This window comes from Flavobacterium sp. B183, from assembly GCF_023539155.1.
Taxonomy (GTDB): domain Bacteria; phylum Bacteroidota; class Bacteroidia; order Flavobacteriales; family Flavobacteriaceae; genus Flavobacterium; species Flavobacterium tructae.
This window is the reverse complement of sequence record NZ_CP097434.1, coordinates 2,655,551-2,671,158: the sequence shown is the minus strand read 5'-3', so window position 1 is coordinate 2,671,158 and position 15,608 is coordinate 2,655,551. Positions and strand designations below refer to the sequence as shown.

Sequence of the window (15,608 nt, the reverse complement as noted above, 5' to 3'; positions counted from 1 at the left end):
TTGTAATTTCTAAGAAAATGAAAAAACTACTTGTACTTGTATTTGTTTTTGCAAGCTTTATGTCTCATGCACAAAAAACGGAGAACATTATTATCATCACCACAGACGGCTTTAGATGGCAGGAAGTGTTTAAAGGAATGGACCCTGCAATTGCCAATGATAAAAAATTCAATCAGGGAGACAGTACCTATATTTACAAGAATTATGCAAGTACTGACTCCAAAGAAAGCCGAAAAAAAATCATGCCTTTCTTATGGTCTGAAATTGTTTCAAAAGGGCAAATTTATGGCAATCGCGAGTTAGGAAGTAAAGTTGATGTTTCTAACCCGTACTGGTTCAGTTATCCCGGATACAGCGAAATTATGACCGGAAATGTTGATGTTGCCATCAACTCCAATCATTATAAAAACAATCCAAATGTAAATGTGCTGGAGTTTTTAAACCAGCAATCTAAACTAAAAGGAAAAGTTGCCGCTTTTGGCGCCTGGGATGCTTTTGATCGAATTTTAAACGAAAAAAGAAGCGGTTTTCCGGTAATTTCTGCCTTCGATAATGTAGGAGGAGACAAACCTACAGAAACTCAAAAGTTATTGAATGAAATGCGCAACAATTCGTTTAAACCTTTTCATCAGGATGAGTGTTTAGATGTTTTTACCCACTATCAGGCTTTAAACGAACTTAAAACCAAAAAGCCAAAAGTACTCTACATTGCTTACGGAGAAACTGACGAATGGGCACATGCCGGACACTACAGATCGTACCTTGATGCTGCAAACCAAGTCGACAAATGGATTAAAGAAATCTGGAATTTTGTACAAAATGATCCCCAATACAAAAATAAAACGACACTGGTAATCACCGTAGATCACGGCCGTGGTGACAAAACAAAAGCACAATGGACAGATCATGGTGCCGATGTTGAAGGTGCCTCACAAATTTGGTTCGCTGCAATGGGGCCAGAAATTGCCTCAAAAGGAGAAATCAAAACAGATTCTCAACTGTATCAAAAACAAATAGCGCAAACCATTGCAAAAATCATGGGATATACCTTCACCGCTCCACATCCGGTAGCAAACGAAATTTCAGAAGTACTTACAAAATAAAAGTTTTTTTTGCCACAGATTAAAGGATTAAAAAGGTTATAATCTATAAAAATCTTTTAATCTGTGGCAAACTCTTTTTACGATTTTAAAATCTCAGCAGCTTAGCCTCTCAGAACCTAAGCTACTCCAAGAAAAAGCCTCTGAACCTTTGCAACTTTTCAAAAAAACCTCAGTGACTTAGCCTCTCAGAACCTTAGTACCTCCAAAAAAAACCTTTTTAAAAAAAATCTCAGTACCTTAGCCCCTCAGAACCTAAGTACCTTTAAAAAAAATGAAACAAATTACTTCAGTACAAAATCCGTTTATAAAATCACTTGTTTTACTACAGGAAAAGGCCAAAGCCCGCAAACAAACCGGAACATTTTTGATTGAAGGCTTACGTGAAATTTCACTTGCAATAAAAGGAGGCTACGAAATAGAAACCGTTTTATTTTTACCTGAATTGGTTACTGAAAATCAGATTCATAAATTGGTAAACAGTCCCGTTCAACTCATTGAAATCAACAAAGAAGTTTATCAGAAACTAGCTTATCGCGATACTACTGAAGGCGTTCTGGCTATAGCCAAAACCAAATCAATGCTTTTATCAGATCTAAAACTATCTGATAATCCATTGATTGTAGTGGCCGAAGCACCGGAAAAGCCGGGAAACATTGGCGCCCTTTTGCGTACTGCTGATGCCGCAAATCTTGATGCTGTATTAATTGCCAATCCAAAAAGCGATTTATACAATCCGAATATTGTACGCTCCAGTGTTGGCTGTTTGTTTACCAATCAGATTGCGACAGGAACGACGGCTGAAATCATAGCCTTTTTAAAAGAAAAAAAGATCGATTTTTACTGTGCAACGCTTCAAAATTCAACTTCGTATCACACACAGGATTTCACCACTCCCACCGCATTGGTCGTGGGTACAGAGGCTACCGGCTTAACGCAGGACTGGCGAGATGCTGCTACTCAGAATATCATCATTCCTATGCAGGGCGAAATCGACAGCATGAATGTCTCGGTAGCTGCTGCAATTTTAATTTTCGAAGCCAAACGACAACGCGGATTTAACTAAACCAAAACATACCGTCATGAACTGCAAATTATCACTTTTAGCCTTATTATTTAGCTTTACCATTTCAGCACAAATAACCAATCCGGAAGTAGATGATCTGGTCAACCGCACCCTAAAAGCATTTGATGTGCCCGGAATTGCCGTTGCCATTGTAAAAGACGGAAAAGTAGTTTTGGCAAAAGGTTATGGTGTAAAATCAATTGCAACACAACAAAAAGTAGATGCCAATACGCTTTTCGGGATTGCTTCCAACAGTAAAGCTTTTACCTCAGGAGCACTGGCAATGCTGGTGGACGAAGGTAATATAAAATGGGATGACAGAGTGGTAAAATACCTTCCTGATTTTAAAATGTACGACGATTATGTAACCCGTGAATTCACGATTCGTGACCTGTTAACCCATAGAAGCGGACTTGGACTTGGAGCCGGAGATTTGATGATCTGGCCCGATGGAAGCGATTTTAAAGCGCAGGATATTATTCACAATCTAAGGTATTTAAAACCTGTTTCTGATTTTAGAACCAAATACGATTATGACAACCTGCTCTATATCGTTGCAGGCGAAATTGTACATGTAGTAAGCGGTAAAACCTGGGCTGAATTTGTAGAAGAACGCATCATGAAACCTTTGGAAATGAGCAATAGTGTAGCTTCAGTGAAACGTTTAAAAGACACCACAAACGTTATCACACCTCATGTTCCGGTTGACGGAAAACTCAAAACCATAAAACGTTATGAAAACCAACTTTTTGATGGGGCAGCCGGAATTTATTCCAGTGTAAACGATTTGAGCAAATGGGTTCTACTACAACTTAACAACGGAAAATATAGCGATAACAAAGCATTGTTTTCAGAAAAAGAACACAATGAAATGTGGCAATTGCAAACCATCATTCCAACCAAAACAAGACCGCCGTATAACACTCATTTCTCCGGTTATGGTTTAGGCTGGTTCCTGAGTGATGTAAAAGGATACAAACAGGTTTCACATACTGGAGGACTCGAAGGAAATGTAACTCAAACCACTTTGATTCCGGAATTAGGATTAGGAATTATTGTTTTAACCAATCAGCAATCGGGAGCAGCTTTTAGTGCCATTACCAATACGATAAAAGACAGTTACCTCGGTATTAAATCAGATGACTATGTGACGATGTACAGCAGCCGAATGAAAGACAGCGAAGCATCGGCCGATAAAGTAACCGATGAAGTTTGGGCAACTGTTGCTAAAAACAAAAAAGACAAACTAAAAACTGACTTTTCTAAAATTACCGGAACTTACAAAGACAACTGGTTTGGCGAAATTACCATTACCGGGAAAAAAGGAAAAATATATTTTGCTTCCAAACGCTCTCCGCAACTGGCCGGCGAGGTATTTTTCTATAAAGACGGAAATTACGTCGTGAAATGGAACAATGCTTTCTTTCATGCCGATGCACATCTGCTTTTCAAATACGACGAAAGTGGTAAAGTCCTTAACTTAAAAATGCTTCCAATTTCTGAATTAACTGACTTTAGTTATGATTTTCAAGATTTGGATTTTTCGAAAGAATAATTTCAGGTTTCAGGTTTCAAGTCGAAAACAAAATATAAAAACAGTTCTCAAAAACATGAAACCTGAAACGTGAAACAAAATAATTTCATTCTAAAATCAACCCTCCATTCCCTTGCGTATATTCAAACTTATTCTTATTTTTAGTACTTGAACTATGCCGTTATGATAGAAATAGATATTGAAAAAGAAAATAAAGCAATTGCACAAGAGTATAAAGAGTTACTTCGAATCAGTTACCAGACTTTAAGTCCAACCGACAAAAAACTTATCCGTAAAGCATTTGATGTTGCAGTTGATGCGCATAAAGAACAAAGACGTAAATCCGGAGAAGCGTATATCTTTCATCCTATTGCAGTTGCGAAAATTGTTGCTTCCGAAATTGGTTTGGGAGCGACCTCTATCGCTGCGGCCCTTTTGCATGATGTTGTTGAAGATACTCCTCTGACAGTAGAAGATATTGAACGTTTGTTCAATCCGAAAGTTGCACAATTAGTAGAAGGTTTAACCAAAATATCATTGGTTCAGAGAGATCTGAATGCCTCCATGCAGGCCGAAAATTTCCGAAAAATGATCCTGACACTGAACGATGACGTTCGTGTTATTCTGATCAAACTGGCCGATCGTTTGCACAATATGCAAACTATGGATTCGATGGCGGAATACAAACAAACTAAAATCGCCTCAGAAACACTTTATATTTATGCCCCTCTTGCCCACCGTTTGGGATTGTACAATATCAAAACCAAACTGGAAGATTTAGGTCTGAAATATACAGAACCAAATGTATACAACGACATTGTAAGCAAAATCAGAGAGACAAAAGAAGAACAGGATGCTTATATCAAAGACATTTCAGATGTTTTAAAGAAATCTTTAGACAGTGAAGGTGTCGATTATGTCATTAAAGGACGTCCAAAATCTATTTACTCCATTCGTCGAAAAATGCGTGCTCAAAATGTAAGTTTTGACGAAGTGTACGATAAATTCGCCTTAAGAATTGTGTACAAATCAGATCAGCATGATGAAAAATTCGTAGCCTGGAAAATCTATTCCATCGTTACAGATCATTACAGACCGAGCCCGAGTCGTTTGCGTGACTGGATTTCCTCTCCAAAATCAACCGGTTACGAAGCCCTGCACATCACGGTTATGGGACCAAAAGGCCGTTGGGTTGAAGTTCAGGTTCGAAGCGAACGTATGGATGAAATTGCCGAAAAAGGATATGCCGCACATTACAAATACAAAAATGGCGCAACCGAAGAAAGCGGTTTGGACGTATGGCTGAATTTACTTCGTGAAGCACTGGAGAATCAGGAAACCAATGCCGTAGATTTTGTTGAAGATTTCAAAATGAATTTGTATTCCAAAGAAATCTTTGTCTTCACACCAAAAGGAGAAATCAAATCACTGCCAAAAGGAGCCACATCACTTGATTTTGCTTTCAGCATACACTCTGAAATTGGAATTAAAACCCGAGGAACACGCGTCAATGGACGATTAGTGCCTTTGAATCACGAATTAAAAAGTGGCGACCAGGTAGAAGTTATAACCTCTGCCAATCAAAAACCAACTGTAAACTGGTTGGAATACGTAACAACTTCGCGCGCGAAAACCAAAATTAAAAATGTTCTGAACGAGAACACCAAAAAAATCGCCGAAGAAGGAAAAGAACTCCTTACCCGAAAATTAAAACATCTTAAAATCACCATTAACGAACAAGTTATCAATGAATTGGTTAACTTTTTCAAACTTAAAACCAGTTTAGATTTATTTTACAGAGTGGGTATTGGTGCGATCGAAAATCAACAATTAAAAGATTATGCGGCGCAAAAAAGCAATACGTTTATCAATTTCTTCAAAAATAAAATTAAGCGAAACAAAGACAACACCGCTTCAGAAGACATTCACAAACCAATCATCAGCAGTAACTACGATATGCTGGTTTTTGGAACGGAACACGACAAACTCGATTATAAACTCTCCCCATGCTGTAACCCGATTCCGGGAGATGATGTTTTTGGATTTGTAACCATCAATGAAGGAATTAAAGTTCACAAAAAAGACTGTCCGAATGCGATTGGCATGCAGTCTAATTATGCTTACCGTATCATGAGTGCCAAATGGATTGACTCTTCTCAGGAAGAATTCAAAGCCATCATCAACATAACAGGAATGGACGTTTTAGGACTTACCAATCAATTGACCAGAGTCATTTCAAACAACATGAGTGTAAACATCCAGAGCATTTCGTTAAGCACTGATGCCGGAATTTTTCACGGACAAATTGCTGTCATCGTTCAAAACAACACCATTTTGAAGAAAATGATCAATGCCATTAAAAAAATCGACGGAGTTGATAAAGTAACAAGAGAGTACAGAACTTAGGAATGATTTAACTGTTTACGGTTTGTTGTTTCAAGTTTCAAGTTATGAGTTCTGGATATTAAACTCCGAAACTTGAAACCTGAAACTTGAAACTTGAAACCTGAAACTCACCACGCATAACTTTTTTAACCTATCTATAAGGGTTTTATAACTAAACTTTAAACCCGAAACTTTTATTCATTAAAAATAAAAAATTATCTTTGCCGGATATGACACTCATTTCAACTGACAACACTAGAAATCAAGAAATTGTAAAAAATGTTTTTACACTGTATCTTGAGCAAAAAGGGCATCGCAAAACTCCTGAGCGTTATGCTATACTTCAGGAAATTTACGATAGCGAAGAACATTTTGACATAGAAAACCTATACATCAAAATGAAAAACAAGAACTATCGTGTGAGTAGAGCTACATTGTACAACACGATTGAGCTTTTGTTAGACTGCGCTTTGGTTAGAAAACATCAATTTGGACAAAATCAGGCTTACTACGAAAAATCATATTTTGATAAACAGCATGATCATATTATCATGACGGATTCCGGTGAGGTAATTGAATTTTGCGATCCAAGAATTCAGACCATCAAAAAAACAATCGAAGAAATATTTGATATCGAAATTACAAATCATTCGTTGTATTTCTACGGAAACAAAAAGCAAAAACAATAATTCCGAAAGGTATTATTCAGAAAATATAAAAAAGAAAATTAACTACATTAATCAGTGGGGCAATACGGATTGCCTCAACGCAAATTAAAAAGAGAATGACCGTAGATTTATTACTAGGATTACAATGGGGAGATGAAGGTAAAGGAAAAATTGTTGATGTACTTACCTCAAATTATGATATTATTGCACGTTTTCAAGGAGGACCAAACGCAGGACATACATTAGAATTTGACGGAATTAAACACGTACTTAGAACCATTCCTTCCGGAATTTTTCATAAAAAATCAGTAAACATCATTGGTAATGGTGTTGTAATAGACCCGGTGGTTTTTCAAAAAGAAATCGAAGGTTTAGAGAAATTTAACCTTGATATCAAAAGCAAACTGATCATTTCAAGAAAAGCACACTTAATTTTACCAACGCACCGTTTATTGGATGCTGCTTCTGAAGCATCTAAAGGAAAAGCCAAAATCGGATCTACTCTTAAAGGAATTGGACCAACTTACATGGACAAAACCGGAAGAAACGGATTGCGTGTTGGAGATATTGAACTGGAAGACTTTAAAGAGCGTTACAGAGCATTGGCCGACAAACATGAGGCTATGATTGCTTTTTATGATGTAGCGATTCAATACAATCTGGCTGAACTTGAAAAAGAGTTCTTTGAAGCTATTGAAGAATTAAAAAAATTAGATTTCATTGATAGTGAAGAATACATGTACCAGGCTCAAAAAGCAGGTAAATCAATCTTATGTGAAGGAGCTCAGGGTTCTTTATTAGATGTTGATTTCGGAACCTATCCGTTTGTAACTTCTTCAAACACTACAGCTGCCGGAGCTTGTACCGGTTTAGGAATTGCTCCGAACAAAATCAAAGAAGTATACGGAATTTTCAAAGCTTATGTTACACGTGTAGGTAGTGGCCCGTTCCCTACTGAACTTTTTGACGAAGTAGGTGCAACAATGGCAAAAGTGGGTAATGAATTTGGATCCGTTACAGGAAGACAAAGACGTTGCGGATGGTTGGATTTAGTAGCTTTAAAATATGCCGTTCAGGTAAATGGAGTTACTCAGTTAATGATGATGAAAGGTGACGTACTTTCCGGATTTGAAACTTTAAAAGTTTGTACTGCATACAACTACAAAGGTGAAAACATCTCTCACTTCCCTTACAACATCGAGCCTGAAAACGTAACTCCTGTTTATAAAGAGTTTAAAGGATGGCAAGCTGATTTAACAGGAATGACGACTTACGATCAATTACCGGTTGAGCTAAAAGAATATATTGAGTTTATTGAAGTAGAAGTTGGAGTGCCGATCAAAATTGTATCGGTTGGACCAGACAGAAAGCAAACAATAACAAAATAACACTTCTAAACGCTCTGACTATCAGAGCGTTTTTTTTTTATACCAAACATTTCTAAAGATGAAAAATCCAAAAATTAAAGTTACCGAAACCCAATTATTATCAGACAATTGGTACCTGCTGAACAAAGTAACTTTTGATTACGAAATGAAAGACGGTAAAATAGAATCTCATATTCGTGAAGTGTATGACCGCGGAAATGGAGCTGCCATTTTATTGTACAACACCTCTAAGAAAACCGTTATCCTGACGCGTCAATTTCGCCTGCCGACCTATCTAAACGGCAATAAAAGCGGAATGATGATTGAAGTTTGCGCAGGACTTTTAGATCAGGATCATCCGGAGCAGGCTATTATTCGCGAAACCGAAGAAGAAACCGGGTATCGTCTGCAGAAAGTAGAAAAAGTAATCGAAACCTACATGTCACCAGGATCTGTAACCGAAATTCTATACCTTTTTGTGGGAGAATATGACGAGACCATGAAAGTAAACGATGGCGGCGGACTAGACGCTGAACAAGAAAACATAGAGGTCCTGGAATATACTTTTGACGAAGCTTATGCCATGATTGAATCCGGTGAAATCACAGATGCAAAAACGATTTTATTATTGCAGCATGCCAAAATAAAAGGTTTGATTTAAGATTTTTTTGAGTATTTTAGATAAAACTAAAATCTGTTAGATGCTCCATTTTAAAACATTCCTTTTTCTGTTTTTTCCTTGTCTGCTCTTTTCCCAAAATGAAAAATGGCCTGCCGCAAAACTAAAACAGGATTTATCAACTTTTAAGGAAATTAGAGAAAAAGCCAATTCAGGAGTTTATAAATACCGAACCAAAAAGCAGATCGACAGTATTTATTCGTGGGCATTTTCAGAATTAAAAAAACCTAAATCGTTACTGGATTTCTACAAAATAATCTTAAAAATCACTGACTTCGAAGGCAGTGTTCACAATAACACTACTCTTCCTGATGAATTTCTAAAAAAATATACATCAGGAAAAGTTTTCTTTCCGTATCCTGTAAAACTACTTGGTAATAAAATAATTATAAATTTTCAGAATTCCGAAATTCCGATTGGATCTCAAATTCATAAAATCAACGGCATTAAAATCGAGAAAATAATCTCTCGTTTCTATAAATATTACACGACAGACGGCTATAATCTTTCTGGAAAATCAATCGGAATCAGCGCTTCATTCGGAAGGTATTTCGAACTGGAATATGGCCCAAAAGAGCATTTTTTGGTCGAATATTCACTTCCTGATCAGACTCAAAAACAATCCAAAAAAGTTCTTGCTGTTTCAAACGAAACCAGAAAGGATAATTTTAAAAACCGACATTCTCTGCCTGTAGACAGTCTGTATTATGGAAAAATTAAAACCAAATATACTTTTAAGATAAGTACACCAAATACAGCACTGCTTTCTATACCAACTTTTGCAATTGGCATGAACGCAGAGGACAAAGAGCATTTAGTCTATAAAAAATATCTGGACAGCTGCTTTCAGCTTCTCACACTGCATCCTGAAATCAAAAATTTAATTGTAGATGTTCGTAGTAATGGTGGCGGAAGTGACCCCAACGATCTTGTCGCTTTTTCTTATCTGACACAAAAACCGTATCGGGAAAACACATCGGCATTTATTAATTTTCAAAAAGTTCCCTACCCCCAGTATTTCGTTTACGAAGAAACAGAACCCAAAAAACAACTGGAGGAACTAAGTGAATTTGAAGCCGAACTCAAAGAAGAATACCCTGAATTGAAAGGCAAAATATATCTGCAAGATCCCAAATTCAATCGTTTATTACAGCCTGACAAAAATAATTTTCAAGGGCAGATTTATTTATTAATTAGTCCCAGAATCGCATCTGCGGGATCACTCTTTACTTCTTTAGTTGCAGGCCATACCAATGCCATAATTATTGGAGAAGAGACAATGGGCGGTTACTATGGCCATAACGGACATACACCTGTGGAATATGAACTCCCAAATACAAAAATAAAAACGCAATTTTCGATTGTCAACTTAGAACAGGATGCCCCTAAGAAACCCAATCAGCTTTTTGGCAGGGGCGTAATTCCCGATCATGAAGTCAAACAAACAATTGACGATTTTATACAAAATAAGGATACACCGTTGGAATATACTTTTAAATTAATTGATCAGATGTAAAATGAAAATCAAATAAACTATTTTAAGAATTGTATAATCAATTAGAGGATTAATAAAATAACTTTACTACTCTAAAAATGCAATTATGAGAAAGTTACCTTACACTTCAAGTATTTTATTGTTGGTTATTCTAACCTTAGCAACTTCTTGTAAAAAGAACGAAACTACTGAATCTAAGAGCAAAGTCAAAAAAACGATCGAGCATAAAAAACCAAAGTCGGTCTCCTATCATTTTGAAAACACCAAAGAATGGCTTAAAACCAATGCATCCGATAGCAGCAAGCTTCATATTGCCTACACTCTAAACCGAACAGATCAAAAGAATTTTGTCAAAATGGACTCGGTTATTATTCCGGCTGATTTTACAGGTGATCTGGTCTATTATCTTCCGTTTCCTTTGCACGTTGCCGCCTTAGAAGAGGTTTCAAAAGTAATTCTTTTTTCTTATCCTTCTCAGACATTTGCCGCTTATGAAAATGGAGAACTAATCTATACAGGCCCAACTAATATGGGAAGAAAAAAAGATCCTACTCCAACCGGATTATTCTTTACCAACTGGAAGGCCGAAAAAACAACCAGTACCTTCAATGACGAATGGGACTTAAAATGGAATTTTAATATCGAAAATAAACTGGGTGTTGGATTTCACCAGTACGATTTACCCGGATATCCGGCATCACATTCCTGTTTGAGATTACAGGAAAACGACGCCAAAGATCTTTACAAATGGGCCGATGAATGGATCTTAAAAGACAGAGAAAATGTAGAAATAAAAGGAACTCCAGTGATTGTTTTTGGAAGCTACCCTTTTGATACACCAAAACCCTGGTATGCATTAGTAAAAAATCCGAAAGCACTTGATCTCTCCGAATCAGAGATAGAAACGCAAATCCGTCCTTTTTTAAAAGAAATACTGGAAAACCAAAAACTTAGAGAAACCGGACAAACTCCTACGCCCTGATTCTATTTTATAAAAAGCAACATCATTAAAATCAGTCAAAACCACTTCTTAAAAGGTTCTGACTGATTTTTTTTTATGAAATTTACGCCCCCACTGAGCCTTTGCACCTTTTGAACCTTTGCGTCTTTGAAACTATTTAACATTTAAATGAATAAACGTTCATTTATTATTTATATATTTGCTGCCTAATTAAAAACAAGACATGAACCATTCCCTTATAAAAAACAAAAAGATCGTCATTATTGGTGGCGGACCTGTTGGCTTAACAACAGCAAGAATTTTACAAATTAATGGTGCCGACGTAACGGTATACGAAAGAGATTTGAACGCTCAGGCCAGAACTTCAGGCGGAACACTTGATATTCATTTAGATTCTGGTCAGAAAACAATTGAAAAAGCGGATTTAATGGCCGAATTCTATAAATATGCACGTCCAACCGGCGAAAAAATGGCCGACATGCACGGTAATATTACTTCGACTGAAATGCCTACTGAAGAAAACGCCTATGCACGACCTGAAATCGACCGCAACGATTTACGAAAAATCATGCTGGAGAATCTAAACGAAAATACAGTAGTTTGGGACAGTCATTTAACCCATATGGAGAAAACCGGAGCGCAATATCATTTAGAATTCAAGAATGGTACCACCGCGACCGCTGATTTTGTGATAGTTGCCAATGGCGGGAGATCGAATGCCCGAAAATTTGTAACCGATCTGGAGCCTCAACTTTCGGGAACGTATATTATTCAGGGAGAAATTGCCGATCCGGATCGTGATTATCCGGAATTCAAACCTAAATACGGTGATGGAAATGTAATGGCTATGGGAGAACACAAAATGTTTTACACTCACACATTACGTGACGGTTCGGTACATTTTGGAGTTTCTTTCAAAGCAAATGAAAATTGGGTCTTAAACAACGGAATTGACTTTGAGGACCTCACTTCAGTAAGAGCTTTTTTGAATGAAACCTTTAAAAACTGGAGCGACGATTATAAAAAATTCTTTAACGCAGCAACTGATTTTTCCGGATTGCCTTTACGTTTGTTCTCATTAGAAGATTCCTGGAAAGAACACTCCAACATTACACTTGTTGGCGATGCAGCTCATTTAATGCCTCCCTTTGCTGGTGAAGGTGTCAATATGGGATTATTTGATGCTTATCATTTAACCGAAAACTTAACCAACGGAAAATTCATCACCCTTCAGGATGCCATTGATGACTATGAACAAAAGATGTTTGGCTATGCTTTAGAAGCACAGCGTGAAACTACCAAAATGGAAATCTTACTGCACTCTGACAACACAACGGAAGACATTTTAAATAGCAGGATTGGCTAAAAAATCGAGTTATTAAAACTAGAAAAGGCATAAGACAGTAAATCTTATGCCTTTTTTGATGGTAAAAAATTATATTTCTCTATTTTTAGTATTCCAAAATCCTTTTCTGTAAATCAATGAAATTACTTTTTCTTTCAACACTTTTATCTTTTTCTGTTCTAACAACAGTACATTCTCAAACAAAAAAAGAAATCTATCAATTCTCTAAAGATATCGATTCAAAGATTGAAAAAGACAGTGTAAAATGGAAATACCAAACCGGAGCAACTGACTATTCTATTAGCGGTTACTATAAAAAAGCACTGGAAACGTGGGATAAAAACGGCGCTACTGTACCCATACTAACCAAAGAAGACAGTTTATACCTAACCCAATTTCACCCTAAAAATGCGAAAGAATATATCGTTAATCGGTCAAAAAAGGAAAAAGTCATTCTGATAAATGAAGCCCACAACAATGCCATGCACCGGGTATTCACCACTTCAATATTACAGGGACTTTACGACAATGGTTTTCGATTTCTGGGTCTTGAAGCACTCTCTGACACTTTAATCAATAAAAGAAAATTTCCTGTTTTAGAGAGCGGGTACTACACCAAAGAACCTCAATTTGGCAATTTGATTCATGAAGCTCTAAAAATAGGCTTTATTGTGTTTGATTATGAAGATTTCGACACCCCAAATCTCACCGGAAAAGACCGGGAAACAAAACAAGCTCAAAACATTGCCAAGTGGATCAACAACAACCCGGACGGAAAATTTTTAATTCATTGTGGATACGATCATATTATCGAAGGAACACCATCAATTAAATCCTGGGAAAAAGCAATGGCCGGAAGACTAACCGAAATTACAGACATAAATCCATTTACTATTGATCAGGTTAGATACTCAGAAAGAGGAGATCTGAAATTAAATCAGCCCTATATTCAAATGACCCATTTAGAATACCCGGCAATACTGATCGATACTGATGGCAATACCTTTAACGGCCCTATAAACAATACCAAGAAGATAGACTGTTCCATCATTCATCCCATTACTAAGTATAACAACCAAAGGCCAAACTGGCTGGATTTGTCAGGAAATCGAAAAAATTACACTATTTCAAATTCAAAAATAAAAGAATTTCCAGCATTAGTTTTAGCTTATCGAGTTACCGAATTTGAAAATGAGGGAATCCCCGCTGATGTTATTGAGGTTTTAGAAAATAATGAAAAGGAAAATTTAATATTACATCCGGGGAAATATAAAATTGTAATCAAAAACAAGGACTACAAAGTAACCAATGAGTATTTAATCACAGTAAAAAAGTAGCCTTGTCTTAAAATCAAAAAAGGCATAAGAAACAGAATCTTATGCCTTTTGTTTTTATAGAAAAACTAAAAATTATCTAGAATAATTTGGAGCTTCTTTTGTAATGGTTACGTTGTGTGGGTGACTTTCAGTAATTCCGCTTGAAGTAATTCTAACGAAACGTCCTGACTCTTGTAAAGTTGGAATATCTTTTGAGCCACAGTATCCCATTCCGGCGCGAAGACCACCAATGAACTGAAGCATACTTTCGTTTAATTCTCCTTTATAAGGAACACGGCCTACAATTCCTTCCGGAACTAATTTTTTAACGTCGTCTTCAACATCCTGAAAGTAACGGTCTTTAGATCCGCCTTGCATCGCTTCAACAGAACCCATTCCACGATACGATTTGAATTTTCTTCCTTCGAAGATGATCGTTTCTCCCGGAGATTCTTTTGTCCCTGCCAGTAATGAACCTAACATCACACAATCAGCTCCTGCGGCAATCGCTTTAGGAATATCTCCTGTGTAACGAATTCCTCCATCGGCAATTACCGGAACACCGCTTCCTTTGATAGCCGCAGCTACTTCAAGAACTGCTGAGAATTGAGGAAAACCAACACCGGCAACGATACGCGTTGTACAGATAGAACCAGGTCCGATACCCACTTTTACACCGTCAGCACCGCTTTCTACTAAATATTTAGCCGCTTCCGGAGTAGCGATGTTTCCAACTACTACATCTATTTGAGGGAATTTTGATTTTACTTCTTTTAATACATTGACTACACCTTCGGTATGTCCGTGAGCAGTATCGATGATAATTGCATCAACACCCGCTGCCACTAAAGCTTCCGCTCTTTGAACAGCATCTCCGGTTACTCCAATTGCCGCTGCAACTCTCAAACGTCCGTAAACATCTTTGTTTGCAATTGGTTTTTGAGTCAGTTTTGTGATATCTCTAAAAGTGATTAAACCTACTAATTCATTATTAGCATTTACCACCGGTAATTTTTCGATTTTATGTCCTTGTAAAACTACTTCGGCCTGCTCTAATGAAGTTCCTTCAGCAACGGTCACTAAGTTTGTGCTTGTCATTACCTCGGCGATTGGTCTTGCTCCGTTTTTTTCAAAACGTAAATCACGATTGGTAACAATTCCTTTTAGTATTTTATTCTCGTCAACGATTGGAATACCACCAATTCCGAATTCTTTCATTGCATTTTTAGCATCTGCAACAGTTGAATTTGTTGGTAAAGTTACCGGATCGATAATCATTCCGGACTCTGCACGTTTTACTCTTCTAACTTTCGCAGCTTGTTGCTCGATCGTCATGTTTTTATGTAAAACACCAATTCCGCCTTCCTGAGCCATAGCAATCGCCATAGAACTTTCAGTAACGGTATCCATAGCAGCTGATACTATCGGAACATTTAGCGTTATATTTCGTGAAAACTTTGATTTAATACTCACTTCGCGGGGAAGCACATTCGAGTAGTTAGGTACTAATAATACATCGTCGTAAGTTAAACCTTCGCCGATAATCTTGGAGTTGTGTGCTATCATGGTGCAATTTCTAGTTGAATTGCGTGCAAATATAGTGAATAAATTGATAACTTGGATGCTAAGTTATTCTTAAATTTATAGTTAAGGAATTAATCTTACAAATGAACCGTATAATAAATTCCAAGT

12 protein-coding genes are annotated in these 15,608 nt (G+C 37.0%); 11 read left to right on the top strand and 1 reads right to left on the bottom strand.

What is annotated here, in order from left to right; translation table 11 throughout:
- Nucleotides 1-17 precede the first annotated feature (17 nt).
- The 11 genes from M4I44_RS11360 (at nucleotide 18) to M4I44_RS11310 (ending at nucleotide 13,937) form a co-directional block, all read left to right on the top strand.
- Nucleotides 18-1,103, top strand: coding sequence for a phosphoglyceromutase (locus M4I44_RS11360; RefSeq protein ID WP_249967365.1), 1,086 nt, complete (start codon nucleotides 18-20; stop codon nucleotides 1,101-1,103).
- A gap of 271 nt (nucleotides 1,104-1,374) precedes the next feature.
- Entirely contained in the window at nucleotides 1,375-2,166 is a 792-nt protein-coding gene (locus tag M4I44_RS11355) for an RNA methyltransferase (protein ID WP_089077771.1), read from the top strand.
- A 16-nt stretch (nucleotides 2,167-2,182) separates the two neighbouring features.
- Entirely contained in the window at nucleotides 2,183-3,721 is a 1,539-nt protein-coding gene (locus M4I44_RS11350; RefSeq protein ID WP_249967364.1) for a serine hydrolase, read from the top strand.
- A gap of 162 nt (nucleotides 3,722-3,883) precedes the next feature.
- Nucleotides 3,884-6,106 carry a bifunctional (p)ppGpp synthetase/guanosine-3',5'-bis(diphosphate) 3'-pyrophosphohydrolase gene (locus tag M4I44_RS11345; RefSeq protein ID WP_017495396.1) on the top strand — a complete coding sequence of 741 codons (2,223 nt, stop codon included), beginning with the start codon at nucleotides 3,884-3,886 and terminating at the stop codon, nucleotides 6,104-6,106.
- A gap of 209 nt (nucleotides 6,107-6,315) precedes the next feature.
- Nucleotides 6,316-6,774: a Fur family transcriptional regulator gene (locus tag M4I44_RS11340; RefSeq protein WP_017495397.1), complete on the top strand. Its 459-nt coding sequence runs from the start codon at nucleotides 6,316-6,318 to the stop codon at nucleotides 6,772-6,774.
- A 95-nt stretch (nucleotides 6,775-6,869) separates the two neighbouring features.
- On the top strand, nucleotides 6,870-8,141 hold the full coding sequence (locus tag M4I44_RS11335; RefSeq protein ID WP_249967363.1) for an adenylosuccinate synthase: 1,272 nt from the start codon (nucleotides 6,870-6,872) through the stop codon (nucleotides 8,139-8,141).
- Between the two features lie 58 nt (nucleotides 8,142-8,199).
- Nucleotides 8,200-8,781, top strand: coding sequence for an NUDIX domain-containing protein (locus tag M4I44_RS11330; RefSeq protein WP_249967362.1), 582 nt, complete (start codon nucleotides 8,200-8,202; stop codon nucleotides 8,779-8,781).
- Between the two features lie 40 nt (nucleotides 8,782-8,821).
- Nucleotides 8,822-10,315, top strand: coding sequence for a S41 family peptidase (locus M4I44_RS11325; RefSeq protein WP_249967361.1), 1,494 nt, complete (start codon nucleotides 8,822-8,824; stop codon nucleotides 10,313-10,315).
- An 85-nt stretch (nucleotides 10,316-10,400) separates the two neighbouring features.
- Nucleotides 10,401-11,276, top strand: coding sequence for a L,D-transpeptidase (locus M4I44_RS11320; RefSeq protein WP_249967360.1), 876 nt, complete (start codon nucleotides 10,401-10,403; stop codon nucleotides 11,274-11,276).
- A 202-nt stretch (nucleotides 11,277-11,478) separates the two neighbouring features.
- The gene (locus M4I44_RS11315; RefSeq protein ID WP_249967359.1) at nucleotides 11,479-12,621 is read left to right on the top strand and encodes an NAD(P)/FAD-dependent oxidoreductase; all 1,143 of its coding nucleotides are present in this window, start codon (nucleotides 11,479-11,481) and stop codon (nucleotides 12,619-12,621) included.
- Nucleotides 12,622-12,737: 116 nt separating this feature from the next.
- Nucleotides 12,738-13,937 carry a hypothetical protein gene (locus M4I44_RS11310; RefSeq protein ID WP_249967358.1) on the top strand — a complete coding sequence of 400 codons (1,200 nt, stop codon included), beginning with the start codon at nucleotides 12,738-12,740 and terminating at the stop codon, nucleotides 13,935-13,937.
- Between the two features lie 72 nt (nucleotides 13,938-14,009).
- Here M4I44_RS11310 and guaB read toward each other — a convergent pair whose 3' ends face one another.
- A complete protein-coding gene (gene guaB / locus M4I44_RS11305) occupies nucleotides 14,010-15,482 on the bottom strand; it encodes an IMP dehydrogenase (protein WP_017495404.1) in 1,473 nt (490 codons plus the stop codon).
- Between the last annotated feature and the right edge of the window lie 126 nt (nucleotides 15,483-15,608).